The following is a 14,926-nucleotide window of genomic DNA, read 5'->3' on the forward strand; positions in this document are numbered from 1 at the left end:
GCCGCCTGCGCCCCGCGCGCGGACCGTAGGCACAGTACAACGCGATTACCGTGGGGTCATGGCCTCCCACCCCGACCGCCCGACCCGCCCTGAGTCCCGTCGTGAGTCCCGCCCTGAGTCCCGCCCGTCCCCCGGCGGGTACCGAGAGCTCCTGCGCACGCATCTCGCGCCGGTGCTGCAGCGGGCCGCCCAGAGCACCCGGCTTCCCCTCGTGGCGTGCGCGGACTCGGTGCTCGCCCGCGACCTGCTCGCGTCGGCCGACCTCCCCCTGTTCGTGAACTCGCAGATGGACGGCTACGCGGTGCGATCGTCGGATGTCGCCGGGGCCGGACCGGACTCGCCGGTGCGGCTCCGGGTGGTGGGGTCGACCCACGCCGGCCACGGGCCGGGACCGGAGATCGACGACGACGAGGCCTGCAAGGTGATGACCGGAGCCCCCCTGCCCGATGGAGCGGACTGCGTCGTCCCAGTCGAGGACACCACCGTGGAGGACACCACGGTCGAGGACACGTCCGTCCTGGTCCACGCTCCGCGGGTCGCCGGGGAGTTCGTGCGGCGGCCGGGTGACGACGTCCGCGCGGGCGACCTCGTGATCCCCGCCGGGACCCGGCTCGAGGCCCGGCACCTCGCTGCGGCCGCCTCACTCGGGGAGTCCGGACTCGACGTGCGGCCGCGCCCGCGGGTCGGCGTGGTGGCCACGGGGTCCGAACTCGTCGCACCGGGCAGGCCCCTGGAGCCGGGCCAGATCTGGGAGTCCAACTCGCTCACACTCGGCGCGGCGCTCCGAGCCTGCGGGTGCGAGGTCACCGCGACCGTGATCAGCAGGGACGAGCGGGACGACTTCACCGCGGCGCTGGACATCGCCACCGGGGACGCCGACCTCGTGGTGACCGTCGGTGCGGTGTCCATGGGGGACGCGGAGGTGGTGCGTCAGGTCCTGGCTGACCGCGAGGGTGCCCGATTCGCCCCTGTCGCCATGCAGCCCGGTGGCCCGCAGGGCCTCTCGTCGTGGCGGGACACGCCGGTGGTGTGCCTGCCGGGTAACCCGGTGAGCGCGCTGGTGTCGTTCGTGGTGCTCCTGCGTCCGGTCATCCTCGAGGCCGTGGGTCGCGTGCCCGTGCAGACCGGCCGGGCTCTGCTGTCGCGCGACGTGTCCTCTCCCGCCGGCAAGACGCAGTACCTGCGGGCGGCGCTCGTCCCCGGTTCCGCCGGCGCCATGTCAGGGCCGCCCACCGCCGAGCCGGTCTCGGGCCCGGGATCGCACCTGGTCGCCTCGATGGCGCGGGCCGACGTACTGATCGAGATCCCTGCCGACGTGACCTCACTGGCGGCGGGCGACGAGGTCGTCGTCGTTCCGCTCTGAACGGTCACCACGTCGCAAGGGTCACCACGTCGCAAGGGTCACCACGTCGCAAGGGTCACCAACGACACGAGCGTTCCGCACACCCGCCTCTCGGGCGATGTGTGCGGAACGCTCGTGTCGACGGGCCTGCACCGGTGGTCAGTACCAGTGTTTGCGTCCACCGACCGCCCGGCCGGCCGAGCCGAGGATAAAGAGGATGACGCCGACCGCGATCAGCACCAGACCGATCGTCCAGAGGATGTTGATGTTCAAGATGAATCCGAGGATCAACAGAATCGCGCCCAGAATAATCATTGATTCGTCCTTTCGCTGTGACCTGACATGGAGCGATGAGCGTATATCGGCCCCGCCCGATCCACGACCGGTCCGAACACAGCGCCATCACCAGCTCAGCCCACGGTCACCGGCTCAGCCCACGCTGTCGAGAGCCTGTTGCCAGAAATCGGCCTCCAACCGGGTGGCCGTGGAGAACACCTCGGTGAGCTCGTCGAGACGCTGATCGCTGAGCCCGCCCGCGGCCAGCTGGTCGAGCTGGGCGATCGCCGCAGCCGACGCCGCGGTGAACTCCTCGCCCGAGTACTCGGCGATCCATTCGCCATACGGATGCTCGGCCACGTCGCGACCAACTCCATCGCCACTGCCACTGCCACTAACGTCACCGTGGTCGGCGAGGCGGGGCTGCAACAGCGCCCCGATCTCGGCGTACCCGATGGTGCACGGCGCCAGCGCCACGTGCAGGTCGAGCAGATCCCCGGACATGCCCGCGTCCAGTACGTAGCGGGTGTAGGCGACGGTGGCCTGCTTCTCGGCGGCGGCCTCGAGCTCGGCGCGCGGGATGCCCCACCGCTCGGTCAGCCGCAGGTGGAGCCCGGTCTCGGCGATGATGGCCCCCGTGGCCTGATGGGCGGCCGTGATGTCGGCCAGCGTGCGGCTCTTGAACGCGGCCAGTGCGTTGGCCCGGGCGAACTGCACCAGGAAGTGGAAGTCCTGGATCAGGTAGTCGCGGAACACGTCGATCGGCAGCGTGCCTTCCCCGAGCTTCTCCACGAACTCGTGCCGGATGTAGGCCTCCCACTCGGGGCGGCAGCGATCCTTGAGGGTCTCGAACAGGGTCATATCGCGTCTCCTCTGGTGAGTGTCGGGATGCCGAGTAGTCCGCTCGGTCGGTGTGCGGATCGTCGCGCTCGAGACCGGGGCCCGCGGCCGCACCCCGCCGAGCCGGTCCTCTCCGCGCAGTGTCGCTGACGCCCACCAGCCTGCCACCCGGGTCGAGTGGCACCGCCGATGACCATGCGTCCTGATCGGTCACGATTCGTGAGTACCGGTCACAGTCCGTGGAATCCGGGCGCGATCCGGGAGGAACCCACTCGGCCGATGCCTCACGGAACTCGCTCGATCTGCACGGCCCGCCGGGCTCGACTGGGCGGGACCCCCTCCCATCGGGTGAACGTGCGTGTGAAGGTGGCGGTCTCGGAGTACCCGAGTTCGCGCGCCACCTCCGACACCGGCACGCGGAGCGCCAACAACTCAAGCGCCCGGTGATGCCTCACCTCGTCGAGCAGCCGCCGGAACGAGGTCCCCTCCGCGGCCAGGCGGCGACGCAGGGTGCGGACGTCGATGTGCAGCTCACTGGCCACCTCCGCCATCGACGGCCAACTCAAGCGCTCGTGCCGCAGTCGGCTGCGGACCTGACCGGCCACACCCACTCGCGCCAGCCGGTCGTCGAGCAGTTCTCGACACTGCCTCTCGAAGAGCTTCGCCGTGTTCTCGTCGCCCTGCGGCAGCCGCGCGTCCAGTCGCTCCCGGGTGATGGCCAGTCGGTTCCGCTCGGCGTGTGGCCGGACCTCGTCGGCGGTCAGGCCCCACGACTCACCGAGGATCACAGCGCTCTCCGGGCCGAGGGTCGTCTCGAGTCCGGTGATCCCCACATCGATCTGAGCCCCACGGAGCGCCGCAGCCAGGCCTGCCAGGTCACGCTCGACCACGAACGTCCGGACATCCGCCGGGATCTCGTCATCGGCGGCGAGCAGAGAGGCCACGTCGATCCCGTCTCCGTTGGGTCCCGCCGAGCCCTCCTCGAGGGAGAACCGCAGGTGAGTGGGCGAGAGCGCGAGGTACGGGATGGCCCGGTCGAGCGCCGCCCGCACGGTGGGTCCCGCGAGCATCATGAAGCCGATGACGCCGGTGCGCCCGAGCGTCGAATGGGCACCGATACCCGCACCCAGACCCGGCCGGTCCCCGAGCGCGCCCAGGAGGTTGCGGATCACCACGAACTCCTGATGCGCCCAGATCTGCTCGGTCTCGTCGTCGAGGTCCACCGCGTCGAGCCCGGTGCCGGCAAGGCACTCCGTCGTCGTCATACCGCGGGCGACGCCGCCGTCCACCATGATGCGGATCCCCTCCGTGCCGCGGGGCACCGCCCACACGGGCGAGGTCGAGCCGAGCGTTCTCGAACCGAGTGCGGCCGAGCCGAGCGCGGCCGAGCCCGACGACGAGGTCATCGTCCGACCGTATCAACGCAACCCGCCAAGTGACCGAAAATGCCAACCATGCGACCGCCAGCGCCCTGTTCCCGGCCCTCACGAGTGGCTACCGTCACATCCATGACTCTCGCCAGTGGCATCAGCGCAGGTACGGGCTCGGAGGGTTCACAGCCGGGGGACCCGATGAACGGGGCGGCACCGCCGTCCGGCCTGGCCGCGGCAGTGGAGGAGCTCTACGCGCGGGCCAAGGCCGAGGTGGGTCAGGAGGACCTGGATCACATCCGCCACGTCACCGCCTACGGGCGGGCGATCGACGCCCGCCGCCGTGAGCTGCTGCGCGAAGGGGGCCCGCGCGCGATCCGCCGGGCCACCGCGCTGGAGATGATGTACCGGCTCATGCAGTTCTCCGAGCTGGGCCACAACATCGTCCACGGCAGCTACGACCACCTTCCGGGCAACGGCGAGTACCACTCGGACCGCTACGACTGGGACTTCAACGTCGATGTGGACCACTGGAAGACGATGCACCACGCGGGCCACCACCCCAACACCAACATCGTCGGCAAGGACCACGACCTCGGTTACAGCGTCTTCCGCGGCAGTGCAGGTCAGGACTGGTACGGCCACCACCTCGGGCAGGTCGCGTTGATCTCCGCGCTCGCGGCCCTGGCCCCGGTCGCGGCACCGTTCTTCCTGGCCAACATCGCGCGCAAGGTCGAGCACCACCCGTTCTTCAGTGCGTACACCCTGCGCTCGCCGGCGAGGATCGCGCGGCGGGACGCGCGCCGCCGCTTCGTGGACGAGCCCTTCCGCTCCGGATGGAAGCCGCTGCCGACCCTGGTGGCCAACTACTTCGGCGGAGTGGCCGGATACATGTCCGTGCTGTTCCTGGTGCTCATCGAACACCACGCGGGTGAGCTGGAACTGTTCACCGATCCCGGCCCCGACGAGACCGCCGACCAGTACTACGAGCGGCAGATCCGTGCGACCCGCAACTTTCTGCCGAGCGCTCAGATGGACGAGGCGCTGACCCGGATCCTGGAGGAGGAGGTACCGTTCGATAACCGCCCCGACCTGCGGATCTTCTACGGCGGACTGGACACCCACGTCGAGCATCACCTGTTTCCCGACCTGCCGCCGTCCATGCAGCGCAAGATCGCGCCGGAGGTACGCGCCCTCGCCGCCCGGTTCGGGCTGCCGTACCACGAGACCCCGTTGCTGGAGACGGTGCCGCTCATCGCCAAGACGCTCACGGGCCTGTCGGTGCCGTTCGGCGAGCGCGAGTTCGGGCGCCCGGCGGAGTTGCTGCGCGACCCCTCCTCGCTGGTGCGGCGCGTGATCTCGGGTTTCACGTATCGGCCCCTGCCCGAGTCCCCGTACCTGGATAAACCGCGTTTCCACAATGCTCCCGCGAGGGTTCTGTCCGCCACACCGGTCGCCGGCGGTGACGCGATCTCCGTGCGCCTGGCCAGGCCGCGCGGGTGGGAGGACGTGGAGTGGGAGGCCGGGGCGTACATCTCGGTGCGGGTGGAGGTCGACGACGACGACCACGGCACCGGCACCGGCACCGGCCGCGTCGAGCTGGTCCGTCAGTACAGCCTGGTCCGCGACAGCATCGACTCGCGACTCGACGACTCGCGGCTCGACGGGCCGGGACCTCTGGAGATCTGCGTCAAGCGGGTCAACGGGGGCAGGGTCTCCACCCGGTTGAACGACGCTCTCAAGCCGGGACGCCACGTCACTCTCGTCGGCGTGCCGCAGTCCTCGGGCGACTTCGCCATGCCGGAGCCCGGCGCCCCGTCACTGCTCATCGCCGGCGGGGTGGGCATCACGCCGATCATCAGCCTCCTGCGCCGCATCGCCCGCGACGCAGGGGCCAGCGCAGGGGTCGATGCCACCCTGCTGTACTTCAACCGCGACGAGCGCTCGATCATCTACGAGGCCGAACTCCGTCGGCTGGCCCGCGACTCGGGCGCCACGCTGCACCTGTTCACCGACACGCCGTCCGGTCGCGACGGCCTGACCACCGGCCGACTGGATCCAAAGGTGCTGCGGAGTCTCGTCCCGGACGCCGCCGACCGGGAGACCTACGTGTGCGCTCCGGCCGCCGTGATCGACCTGGCCCGCGGCTGGCTGCGCGACCTCGGGCAACCGGCCGAGCGGTTCCACGCCGAGTCGTTCACCGCCCCGGAACTCGAGCGACCGGCGGACGACGGCAGCCGCTACACCGTGCACTTCCGCCGAACCGGGGCCTCGGTCGAGATCGACGGGGCCACGACCCTGCTCGAAGCCGCGGGCCGAGCGGGCATCTCCGTACCGACCGGGTGTGAACGCGGACTGTGCAAGGCCTGCGTGACCGGCAAACTCAGCGGTACCACCAGCACGGAGGCCCGTGCGGCCGGCGGCGCGACCGACGCGGAGGTCCGGGAGCGGATCACCGTGTGCACGGCGATGCCCTGCTCGGACATCGAGCTGGACCTCTGACATCGAGCTGGACCTCCGACTCCCGCCCCGGTGGGCCCGCCGCGTTGCCCGGCGGGCCCATCGAGAAGGACGTTCCGCGCACTGCTACTCGGCCGATATGCGTGGAACGCTCTTCCGGATGGCGGGCATCACCACTTGCCGCGCGTGTACTGCGGCGGGTACGGCGCGTCACGCCATGGCACCCCGAGTTCGGCGGCCGCGCGAAGCGGCCAGGCGGGCTCGCGCAGTCCCACTCTGCCCAGGAACACCACGTCGGCCCGCCCGTCGACCAGCACCTGTTCGGCGTAGTGCGGGTCGCTGATGAGTCCCACCGCGCCGGCGAGCACCGCGCCGGACGCCCGGACCTCCTCGGCCAGAGGCACCTGATACCCCTGCTCGAGCGGCACCGGCGGGACCGCGGGGGTGTTGGCGGCCGACGAGACGTCCACCAGGTCGATGCCGTGCCCGGCGAGACGGCCTGCCAGCCAGCGTGAATCCTCCGGGGTCCAACCGCCGGGTACCCAGTCCGTGGCCGAGATGCGAACGAACAGCGGCTTGCCCTCCGGCCAGACCTGACGGACCGCGTCGCAGATCTCGACCAGCAGTCGCGAGCGGTTCTCGCGGGAGCCGCCGTACTCGTCCGATCGCTCGTTGGACAGGGGCGAGAGGAACTCGTGGACCAGGTAGCCGTGGGCCGCGTGGATCTCGACCACGTCGAAGCCCGCCTCGTCCGCGCGTCGGGCGGCCGCGGCGAAGGCGTCCACGACGTCACGGATCCCGTCGGAGTCGAGCGCGACCGGGGCCGCCATGTCGCCGAAGGGGATGGCCGAGGGTGCAACAGTGATCCACCCGCCCTCCGCCACGGGGATCGACCCCGTGGGTTCTCCGGGGAAGGCTCGGTGGGTCGACGCCTTGCGCCCGGCATGGGCGAGCTGGATGCCGATCGCGGCGCCCTGCGTGTGCACGAAGTCCACGATCGGCGCCCATGCGTCCCGCTGCGCGTCGTTCCACAACCCGGCGTCGTGGGGGCTGATTCGACCCTCGGGCACGACGGCGGACGCCTCCGCGAGGATCAGTCCGAACCCGCCCTGCGCCCGCGCACCCAGGTGCACGAGATGCCACGGGGTGGGGACGCCGTCGCCGGCGTCGCACGAGTACTGGCACATGGGCGACAACCACGCGCGGTTGCGGATCTCGAGATCGCGGATGCGGATGGGGTCGAAGAGGAGTGGCATCCCGCCGATTAAACCCCTGCGGGCCACATCCGCGTCGAAGGGCACCACCCCCACTCGGGCTCTCACACACCCGGGCATCGCCGACTAGCGTGGTCGACATGACTGACGCCCAGACCGGACCGGGTTCCACCGCACAGCACGGACCGGGTTCGACCTCGCGGCAGCAGCCGACCCACCAGCCGCAGCTGACCCACCTCGACGCCGAGGGCCGGGTCCGGATGGTCGACGTGGGCGGCAAGGCCGTCACCACTCGCACCGCCACCGCCGAGGGGGTCTTCCGCACCCGGCCCGAGGTCGTGACGATGGTGTCGGGGGACGACCTGGGGAAGGCCGACGTGCTGGCCACCGCCCGGTTGGCCGGTATCGGCGCGGCCAAGAAGACCTCGGAGCTCATTCCGCTGTGCCACCAGATCCCCCTGAACTCGGTCAAGGTGCGCTTCGAGCTCGACGCGCCGGCCGGCGAGATCCGGGTGTGGGCCACAGCCAAGACGACCGGCCGTACAGGCGTGGAGATGGAGGCGCTCACGGCCGTCTCGGTGGCCGGGCTGACACTGCACGACATGGTCAAGGCCGTCGACCCGCTGGCCACGATGGACGGGGTGAGGCTGGCCGCCAAGACCGGCGGGAAGCGGGGCGACTGGACCAGGGACCACGACGAGTCCGCCCTCGACGCCACCGCCCTCGACGCCACGGCCCTCGATGCCACCGCGCGGGCCGCGGTGGAGTCGGGCCGCAGCGCCGTCGTCGTCGTCTCCTCCACCGCCGCCGCGCACGGGCGACGGGAGGACACCACCGGCCCCGCCATCGAGGGCTGGCTCCTCGAGCGGGACTTCTCCCCGGTCGAGGTCCACGTGGTCGCCGACGCGGACGTCGCCGCGGCTGTGACCGAGCAGGTCCGCCGCTCCCCGGCCGTGCTGTTGACCACCGGCGGGACCGGTGTCGCCCCGGATGACCGCACCCCCGAGGCGACCGCGCCGCACCTGGACCTCGAACTCCCGGGCGTCGCCGAGGCGATCCGGGCCCGCGGGCTGGTCTCGACCCCCACCGCCGCCATGAGTCGCGGCCTGACCGGCTTCGCCGGACGTACCCTGGTGGTGAACCTCCCGGGTTCGACGGGCGGGGTGCGCGACGGGCTGGCGGTCCTCGACGAACTGCTGGAGCACCTGCTCGCGGTGCACGCCGACGGCGGCGGACACTGATCGCCGCGCCGGCCCGAGACCGCACCGCACCGCACCGAGACACACCGCACCACGAGGAGGCACCGACCATGACCGTTCACAGTCCACTCGTGCAGATCACCGGGGACGCGATCGACCCCAGGGAGGTCGAGAAAGCGGTCTGGAGCACCGCCGACGGGGCCATGGTGACGTTCTCCGGCGTGGTGCGTGACCACGACCACGGACGCGACGTGGTCGACATCGAGTACTCGGCGCACCCGACAGCCCAGGATGTCCTGACGCGACTCTGTGACGAGGTCGCGACCGAACACACGTCGCCGGACCTGGAGAAGGGCGGACCGCTCGACCCGCGGCGCAGCGTCCGCATCGGCGCAGTGCACCGGGTCGGCGTGCTTGCTGTGGGCGAGATCGCGGTGGTGGTGGTGGCCGTGGCGCCGCACCGAGGCGAGGCCTTTGCCGCGTGCTCGGAGCTCATCGAGCGGCTCAAGCGGGGGGTGCCCATCTGGAAGCGGCAGCGCTTCACCGACGGCGTCTCCGAGTGGGTGGGCGTCGGCGACTGCTGAGGGGTCAGGCTGGTCGTCTGCGGGGGCCGTTCCCGGGACGGCCCGGCGGGTTCACGAGCGTGCCGTCGGCGGCGATGGTCCGATCCGCGAAGGCGTTCCACTCGCGTTCCCGGATGGCGTCACGGGCACGGGCCAGGGGGCCCTTGGGTCTGGTGCGGTGTTCGTGTCCGGTGTCGGTGAGGATGACGAGTTCACCCAGCGGTCCGGTCCGGTAGGAGTTGGTCCCGAACGTCTTCTCCCGATGGTGTTTCCGACACAGGCAGACGAGGTTCCACTCGGTGGTCGGCCCGCCGAGTTCAGGGTCTTTCGTGTTGAACGCGATCACGTGGTCCACGTCGCAGTCCTTGGCGGAGACCGAACACCCCGGGTGCCGGCACGTCCCGTCGCGAAGACGGATCCGCTCGGCCATCGCCGGGGTGATCACGTAGCGCAGGGCGTGATCAGGGGAATCGAGCACGCCCGGGGCGGGATCGATGAGCTCGAACCGCACGCTCGCGTCGTCGCCCTCGAGCAACTCCGTGCAGAGCCACTCGAAACTGCTGTAAGCACCGTGAACGAACTCGACGCGATTGGGCAGCCCCCGGGCCGCGGAGGCGATCACGCTGATGCGGATCGGCCGACCCGCCCGCGCGGCGTTGCCCAGTGTGGGCCGGGGCAGGTCCGCCCCCACCCTGACGTCGCCGAGTTCTATGTCGCCGAGGTCTATGTCACCGAGATCTGTGTTCTCGTGCTCGGTCGCGGACGGGCCGGCCTCACCCTCGTAGACGGCGAGCGCGGCGAGGGCGTCGGCGCGGAGCTGGTCCATGGGACGATCCAGCCCGTCCGCGGAGGCGACGGAGGCGTCGGTCTCGATACGCCGCCGAAGGAGCTCGGCATCGGCGGAGGTGAGCCTGGCCCACATCGTGGCCATGCCGTTACGCGCGCCGCGGAAGCGGACGGAGCGGGTCGCGGCCGCAGCGGCGGCGGCGTCCTCCGCGGCAGCCGGGTCGTGTCGTTCCACGGCATCGTCGATCGCCGAATCCACCGCGAGGCGACTTGGTCGGTCGCCGCCGTCGAGATCGTCAACAAAACGCGCGACCACCTCGTCTTCCACGTCCGACACGATCGCGTCGGGAACCTCGGCCAGGCGGCACGCGATATCGATCGCCAACTGTTCAGGCATCAGCCCGCGGTCGACGGTGGACCGCAGACGGGGCAGCCGCCGGTGGATCTGCGTCCCGGCCGTCACCAACCGCGCGGCATGCCAACACGTGAGCTGACATGCCGCCACCAGGTGATCGCGGGCCCGCGCCTGGGGATCCAACCGGGCGTAGGCCGGCCGGCGCGAACCGGCGCCGCGCGCGTCGGACCGGGCCTCGTCGCACCGGGCCTCGTCGCACCGGGCCTCGTCGGCTCGGGCGAACTGTGCGACCAGGACATGCGCCGCTTCCAACCGCGTGGCCCCGGCGCGGTTCTGCGCCAGCGTCGCGGCGCGGGCCGCCTCGCTGACGGCCTCCGCGTCGATCATGCCGAGGGGCTGGGGGACGGCGAACAGCGCACTCGTCGTCATCGTGATCCCACCTCGCCCTCGTCAGTATCGAACTCACATTCGATAATACCGCAGTAGGTCGTATGGCACAAGTGTTCGAATACTCACTCCAGCCGGCTACCGACCCACTCGGCCAGCACCCGGGCGCACGCGTCCACGCTCTGGACCCACGTGGCCCCCGCCGACTCGTCGGCCGGGTCGGAGACGTACTTGACCAGACGGGTGGGCACGCCCAGCATCGCCCCGGCAGCGGCGACCGCATACCCTTCCATGTCCACCAGATCCGCGATCGCCGCGAGGTGGTCCCGCAACGGCCCGCCGGCCACGAAGCGATCACCGGAAGCGAGCACAGGCGCATCCGTCCCGCCGGGCGCCGACGGCAGCGCGCGGGCAGGCTCCGGAGTGATCGCGAGCTCGGCGGAGAGGGTCAACGGCGGTCCGTCGTGCCGTCCGGTCACGGCGTGGAGCGCCATGTTGTCGAAGTCGTGCTGGAACACGGTGGCGATCTCGTGAACGCCCTGCATCCCCGGGTGCAGACCTCCGGCGGTGCCCACGTTGACGAGCTCGCGGGGCCGGATTCCGCCACCGAGTGCATGCGCCACCGCCACCGCGGCCCGGACCTTGCCGACGCCCGTGACCAGGACGGGAAAGTCCGTGACGAAGTGACGGGCCTCCTGCTCCAGTGCGACGACGACGAGAGGGTGTGCCGGATCGACGGTTCCGAGGAGTTCCACGGTCCCCACGGTAGTCACCGGTGATCAGACGCCTCCACTGCGTTCTGAGTGCGATCCAGCCGCCACGCCTACGGTGGGAGGAGAATGCCACCCGTCGAACCCGTCGACCCCAGAGGTGAACCATGACGCCGCTCCAGTCTCCCCACACCACAGCTCGCCACACCACAGCCCGCCGCGCACTGCTCCTGCCGGCGGTCGCGTTGCTCGCCGCCGCCGGATGCGCCACCGGCGCGGAGGACGAGCAGGCCGATGCCGCGCCGACGGTCACCGCCACCGTGACCGCTCCCGTCGAGACGACCGAGTTGCCCGCCGGCCAGCGGGACGGCGATCGACAGGGGGAGCCCGCCGATCGGGGGGCGTTCGACCGCTCGAACTGCGGGACCGAGGTCTCGGGGCAGGACATCTCCGGCGACGTCCAAATCCGCGACGGTCAGACGTGCGTGCTGTCCGACCTCACCGTCACCGGCGATATCGATATCTGGGGCGGCGGTCGGCTCGAGGCCCGCAACGTCCGGGTCACCGAGGACATCGAGGCCGACGGGCATGCCTTCGTCCTGGTGTCCGGGGGCGAGGTGGCGGGGTCGATCGAGCTGGACAGGGGCGGCGAGGCGACGGTGGAGAACGTCCGGATCGCCGGCGATCTGGAATCGCAGGAGAACTCCGGCCCCCAGCGCTTCGAGGGCAACTCCATCGGTGGCGACCTCGAGTGCGAGGGCAACGCCGAGGCCCCGACCGGCGGCGGCAACCAGGTCGGCGGCGAGCGGGAAGGGCAGTGCGCCGGGCTGTGACCCCGGGACCAGATCTACCCGGAGGGTGACCACCACCGGGTGTCGGACTCCCCCAGTGGCAGACGGTCCACCACCTCGTGTCGGGCCCGCCCCCTGGGACCCTCACCGAGAAAGGAGTCGACCAGCGCGATCTCGGAGACTGTCCAGGCGCTGCTGGTGAAGGTGTCGAGGATGCGGAGCCACGCCGTGGCGTCGGAGCGGCCGTTGAGCCGGGCGAGCGTGAGGTGCGGGTGAAACCGAGCCCCGTCGGGGACGCAGCCGGCGGCGTTGGCGGCCGATCGGGCCCCCGCGGCCAGGGCTCGCAACGGAGTCTCTCGCGACCCGGAATCGGCCGGTGTGGCCGACAGGTGCTCGACGCCCGCCCACAGCACCTTCGCCCGGTCGACCGAGGGGAACGCCCCCGCCCCGGCGAGCCGGATCCGGAACGGCTCGTGTCTGCGGGCGACCGCGCCGAGCCTGTCGGAGAGGTCGTCGATCCGCCACTCGTCGACATCCGGGCAGAACGTCAGAGTGAGATGCCACTGGGCGGGATCGGTCCACCCGAGTCCCGGGCGCGGCTCGAGGAACCGCTCGAGCTCCGCCCTGACCCCGTCCGGCGGCAACACCGCGGCGAACATGCGATGACCCATCTGCGACCCGCTCCTCACAGCTCGTCGGACACTGCACGTCAGACACTGCTCGTCCTGGCCCGCGCCGTGCCCATCCCGGCGCGCGCCACCCCGCGATGTACCCCACCACCGTGGCCCACCTCACGCCCCATCGCAAGAACCGGTCCACGCGGAGGTTGTTAACGTGGTCGTCACGGCGGTGGGGCTCGCCTTCAACCACGGCACGGATGTCGTCAACGGTCCCTGTTTCCTTCTCGAGGCTGGTAGCTGCGTGAATGTCGACGACGGCCACCTGACCGGTCACCCCGACCGGGCCTCGTCCGAACCGGGCGCCCCGCGGCGTCCAAGGACAGGAGGCAGAGCTGATGAGCCGCCCACCACATCTGCACCCCGGGTTGATCGCCCTCGTCGCGCTCGGCGGAGCCGCGGGCACCCTGGCCCGCTGGGGCATGACCACGTCGATCCCACACCCGCACGGGTGGCCGGTGTCGACGCTCGCCGAGAACCTCATCGGAGCGTTCCTCCTCGGGCTGTTGCTCGAAGCCCTGGTCCGTGCAGGTGACGAGACCCGTCCACGACGGATGATCCGACTCGGTCTGTGCACCGGCGCCCTCGGCGGATTCACCACCTTCTCCACGTTCGCCCTCGAGGTCGAGAGGCTGCTCACCTCCGGTCACGTCGGCCAGGCGATCGGCTACTTCTCGGTCTCGCTCCTCGGCGGATTCCTCACCTGCGTGCTCGGGGTCATCGTGGCCAGCCGCCACCATCAGTGGCGCATGCGTCGTCTCCCCCTCGATCCCGACCAGGGTTTCGTCTCCGACCCCACCCCGCCGGTAGGAGACCGCCCGTGACCATCGCCCTCATCGCCCTGTTCGGCGGGCTCGGAGCCGCAGCCAGATTCGTGGTGGACGGCCTCGTCAGAACCCGATGGTCCAGCGGTTTCCCCGTCGGAACCGTCGCCATCAACATCACCGGCTCACTGCTCATGGGCTTCCTCACCGGGGCGGCGATCGCCGGGACGATCGGCGGCGTCGGCCTGGAGGCGACCACCGTCGGTTTCTGCGCCGGGTACACCACGTTCTCGACCGCCATGGTGGAGACCGTCCGCCTGGTCCAGGGCGGCGACTACCGCAAAGCCCTGGTCAACGTCGTGGGAACGGGGATCGCAGTGGTCGCGGCGGTGGCCGCCGGGCTCGCACTGGCTACCGCGCTCCTCTGAGTGCCCGCCACCAGACGCCAGGTCTCACCCCGCGAGTCCGGCCTCCAGGACGGCCTCGAGCCCGGCGCGGTCACCCGTGATCTCCAGACCCGGGTCGTCGGCCCCGATCCGTCCCCACAGCAGGAGCGCGAGCGTCTCCGGCGGGCCCGTCACCTCGACCTCACCGGCCTCCTCCGCGCCGGCCAGGACCCACTCGGGGTCGGCGGCCGGGGCGCGTGCACCCACCGGCTCGGCGCCCGTCGCCAGCCCCTCGGGGGCGTGCAGGACCGCCCGCAGCCGGATCGTCACGGGCAGCGACCCTCGGGGCCCCTTGTGCGGGAACATCACCGCGCAGAACTCGTCCACCGTGTCCACCGCCACGTCCTCCGGGAGCGGAGTGGTGGCGGCGGGCCCGCCGAGCGCGTCCTCGAGGTCCCAGCGGTGGACGGCGGTCTCGTGGAGTTGCCGCCGAAGCCAGAAATCGGCCCGCCCGGGGCCGGAGAAGGTCCACACCGGGGCGTCGGGTGCGGTCTCCGTGAAGGTCTCGAGCATTCCCGACGCCTGCGTCGCGTACCAGTCGGCGAGCGCCGCGACACCCGCGGAGGCGGGCGGGGCGGACTTCATCGCGTCACCCAGACCCCGCGAGCGCTCGTGCGGGTTCCCGTCGCGCACCGTGGCTCCGCCCCACCGGTTGACGGCGCCGAGGTGGGTGACGAGATCATGGATCGTCCACTCCGGACACGACGGCACCCGGGTTGTCGGGGCGGTGGCCGGGTCGGTGGCCG

The 14,926-nt window shown here is 71.1% G+C and carries 15 protein-coding genes; 7 read left to right on the forward strand and 8 right to left on the reverse strand.

Annotated features, from left to right (window positions below; translation table 11 throughout):
- Positions 1-58: 58 nt before the first annotated feature.
- The gene (glp, locus tag H483_RS32980; protein ID WP_081615210.1) at positions 59-1,363 is read left to right on the forward strand and encodes a gephyrin-like molybdotransferase Glp; all 1,305 of its coding nucleotides are present in this window, start codon (positions 59-61) and stop codon (positions 1,361-1,363) included.
- A 138-nt stretch (positions 1,364-1,501) separates the two neighbouring features.
- On the opposite strand, the gene H483_RS39665 is transcribed toward glp, so the two are convergent.
- The 3 genes from H483_RS39665 to H483_RS32990 form a co-directional block, all read right to left on the reverse strand.
- Positions 1,502-1,657 (reverse strand): DUF6131 family protein, encoded by a 156-nt coding sequence (locus H483_RS39665; RefSeq protein WP_017837619.1) that lies wholly within the window; start codon positions 1,655-1,657, stop codon positions 1,502-1,504.
- A gap of 114 nt (positions 1,658-1,771) precedes the next feature.
- Entirely contained in the window at positions 1,772-2,479 is a 708-nt protein-coding gene (locus H483_RS32985; RefSeq protein ID WP_017837620.1) for a TenA family protein, read from the reverse strand.
- A gap of 263 nt (positions 2,480-2,742) precedes the next feature.
- The gene (locus tag H483_RS32990) at positions 2,743-3,864 is read right to left on the reverse strand and encodes an AraC family transcriptional regulator (RefSeq protein ID WP_017837621.1); all 1,122 of its coding nucleotides are present in this window, start codon (positions 3,862-3,864) and stop codon (positions 2,743-2,745) included.
- 102 nt (positions 3,865-3,966) lie between these two features.
- On the opposite strand from H483_RS32990, the gene H483_RS32995 reads away from it, so the two are divergent.
- Positions 3,967-6,330, forward strand: coding sequence for a fatty acid desaturase (locus H483_RS32995; protein WP_238556334.1), 2,364 nt, complete (start codon positions 3,967-3,969; stop codon positions 6,328-6,330).
- Between the two features lie 128 nt (positions 6,331-6,458).
- On the opposite strand, the gene H483_RS33000 is transcribed toward H483_RS32995, so the two are convergent.
- On the reverse strand, positions 6,459-7,544 hold the full coding sequence (locus H483_RS33000) for an NADH:flavin oxidoreductase/NADH oxidase (RefSeq protein WP_017837623.1): 1,086 nt from the start codon (positions 7,542-7,544) through the stop codon (positions 6,459-6,461).
- A 218-nt stretch (positions 7,545-7,762) separates the two neighbouring features.
- Between H483_RS33000 and moaCB the strand changes: the two genes are divergently transcribed.
- Together moaCB and H483_RS33010 are read left to right on the forward strand one after the other, a co-directional pair.
- Positions 7,763-8,743, forward strand: a complete 981-nt coding sequence (gene moaCB / locus H483_RS33005; protein ID WP_042329964.1) for a bifunctional molybdenum cofactor biosynthesis protein MoaC/MoaB — start codon at positions 7,763-7,765, stop codon at positions 8,741-8,743.
- A 68-nt stretch (positions 8,744-8,811) separates the two neighbouring features.
- Positions 8,812-9,285: a molybdenum cofactor biosynthesis protein MoaE gene (locus H483_RS33010; protein WP_017837625.1), complete on the forward strand. Its 474-nt coding sequence runs from the start codon at positions 8,812-8,814 to the stop codon at positions 9,283-9,285.
- Positions 9,286-9,289: 4 nt separating this feature from the next.
- Here H483_RS33010 and H483_RS33015 read toward each other — a convergent pair whose 3' ends face one another.
- Together H483_RS33015 and H483_RS33020 are read right to left on the reverse strand one after the other, a co-directional pair.
- Entirely contained in the window at positions 9,290-10,834 is a 1,545-nt protein-coding gene (locus H483_RS33015) for an HNH endonuclease signature motif containing protein (RefSeq protein WP_017837626.1), read from the reverse strand.
- A gap of 83 nt (positions 10,835-10,917) precedes the next feature.
- Complete coding sequence (locus tag H483_RS33020; RefSeq protein ID WP_042329966.1) at positions 10,918-11,547, reverse strand: nucleosidase; 630 nt, start codon at positions 11,545-11,547, stop codon at positions 10,918-10,920.
- 122 nt (positions 11,548-11,669) lie between these two features.
- On the opposite strand from H483_RS33020, the gene H483_RS33025 reads away from it, so the two are divergent.
- The gene (locus H483_RS33025) at positions 11,670-12,335 is read left to right on the forward strand and encodes a hypothetical protein (RefSeq protein WP_017837628.1); all 666 of its coding nucleotides are present in this window, start codon (positions 11,670-11,672) and stop codon (positions 12,333-12,335) included.
- Between the two features lie 14 nt (positions 12,336-12,349).
- Here the strand turns inward: H483_RS33025 and thpR are convergent, their stop codons facing one another.
- Positions 12,350-12,964, reverse strand: a complete 615-nt coding sequence (gene thpR / locus H483_RS33030; RefSeq protein ID WP_017837629.1) for an RNA 2',3'-cyclic phosphodiesterase — start codon at positions 12,962-12,964, stop codon at positions 12,350-12,352.
- A 344-nt stretch (positions 12,965-13,308) separates the two neighbouring features.
- On the opposite strand from thpR, the gene H483_RS33035 reads away from it, so the two are divergent.
- Positions 13,309-13,794, forward strand: a complete 486-nt coding sequence (locus tag H483_RS33035) for a CrcB family protein (protein WP_017837630.1) — start codon at positions 13,309-13,311, stop codon at positions 13,792-13,794.
- Complete coding sequence (locus tag H483_RS33040) at positions 13,791-14,162, forward strand: CrcB family protein (RefSeq protein WP_017837631.1); 372 nt, start codon at positions 13,791-13,793, stop codon at positions 14,160-14,162. Before H483_RS33035 ends, H483_RS33040 begins: the two co-directional genes overlap by 4 nt.
- A 24-nt stretch (positions 14,163-14,186) precedes the next feature.
- On the opposite strand, the gene H483_RS0119835 is transcribed toward H483_RS33040, so the two are convergent.
- A partial coding sequence (locus tag H483_RS0119835) for a maleylpyruvate isomerase family mycothiol-dependent enzyme (RefSeq protein ID WP_017837632.1) occupies positions 14,187-14,926 on the reverse strand: 740 nt, incomplete at its 5' end.

The organism is Dietzia sp. UCD-THP (genome assembly GCF_000349585.1).
GTDB lineage: Bacteria > Actinomycetota > Actinomycetes > Mycobacteriales > Mycobacteriaceae > Dietzia > Dietzia natronolimnaea_A.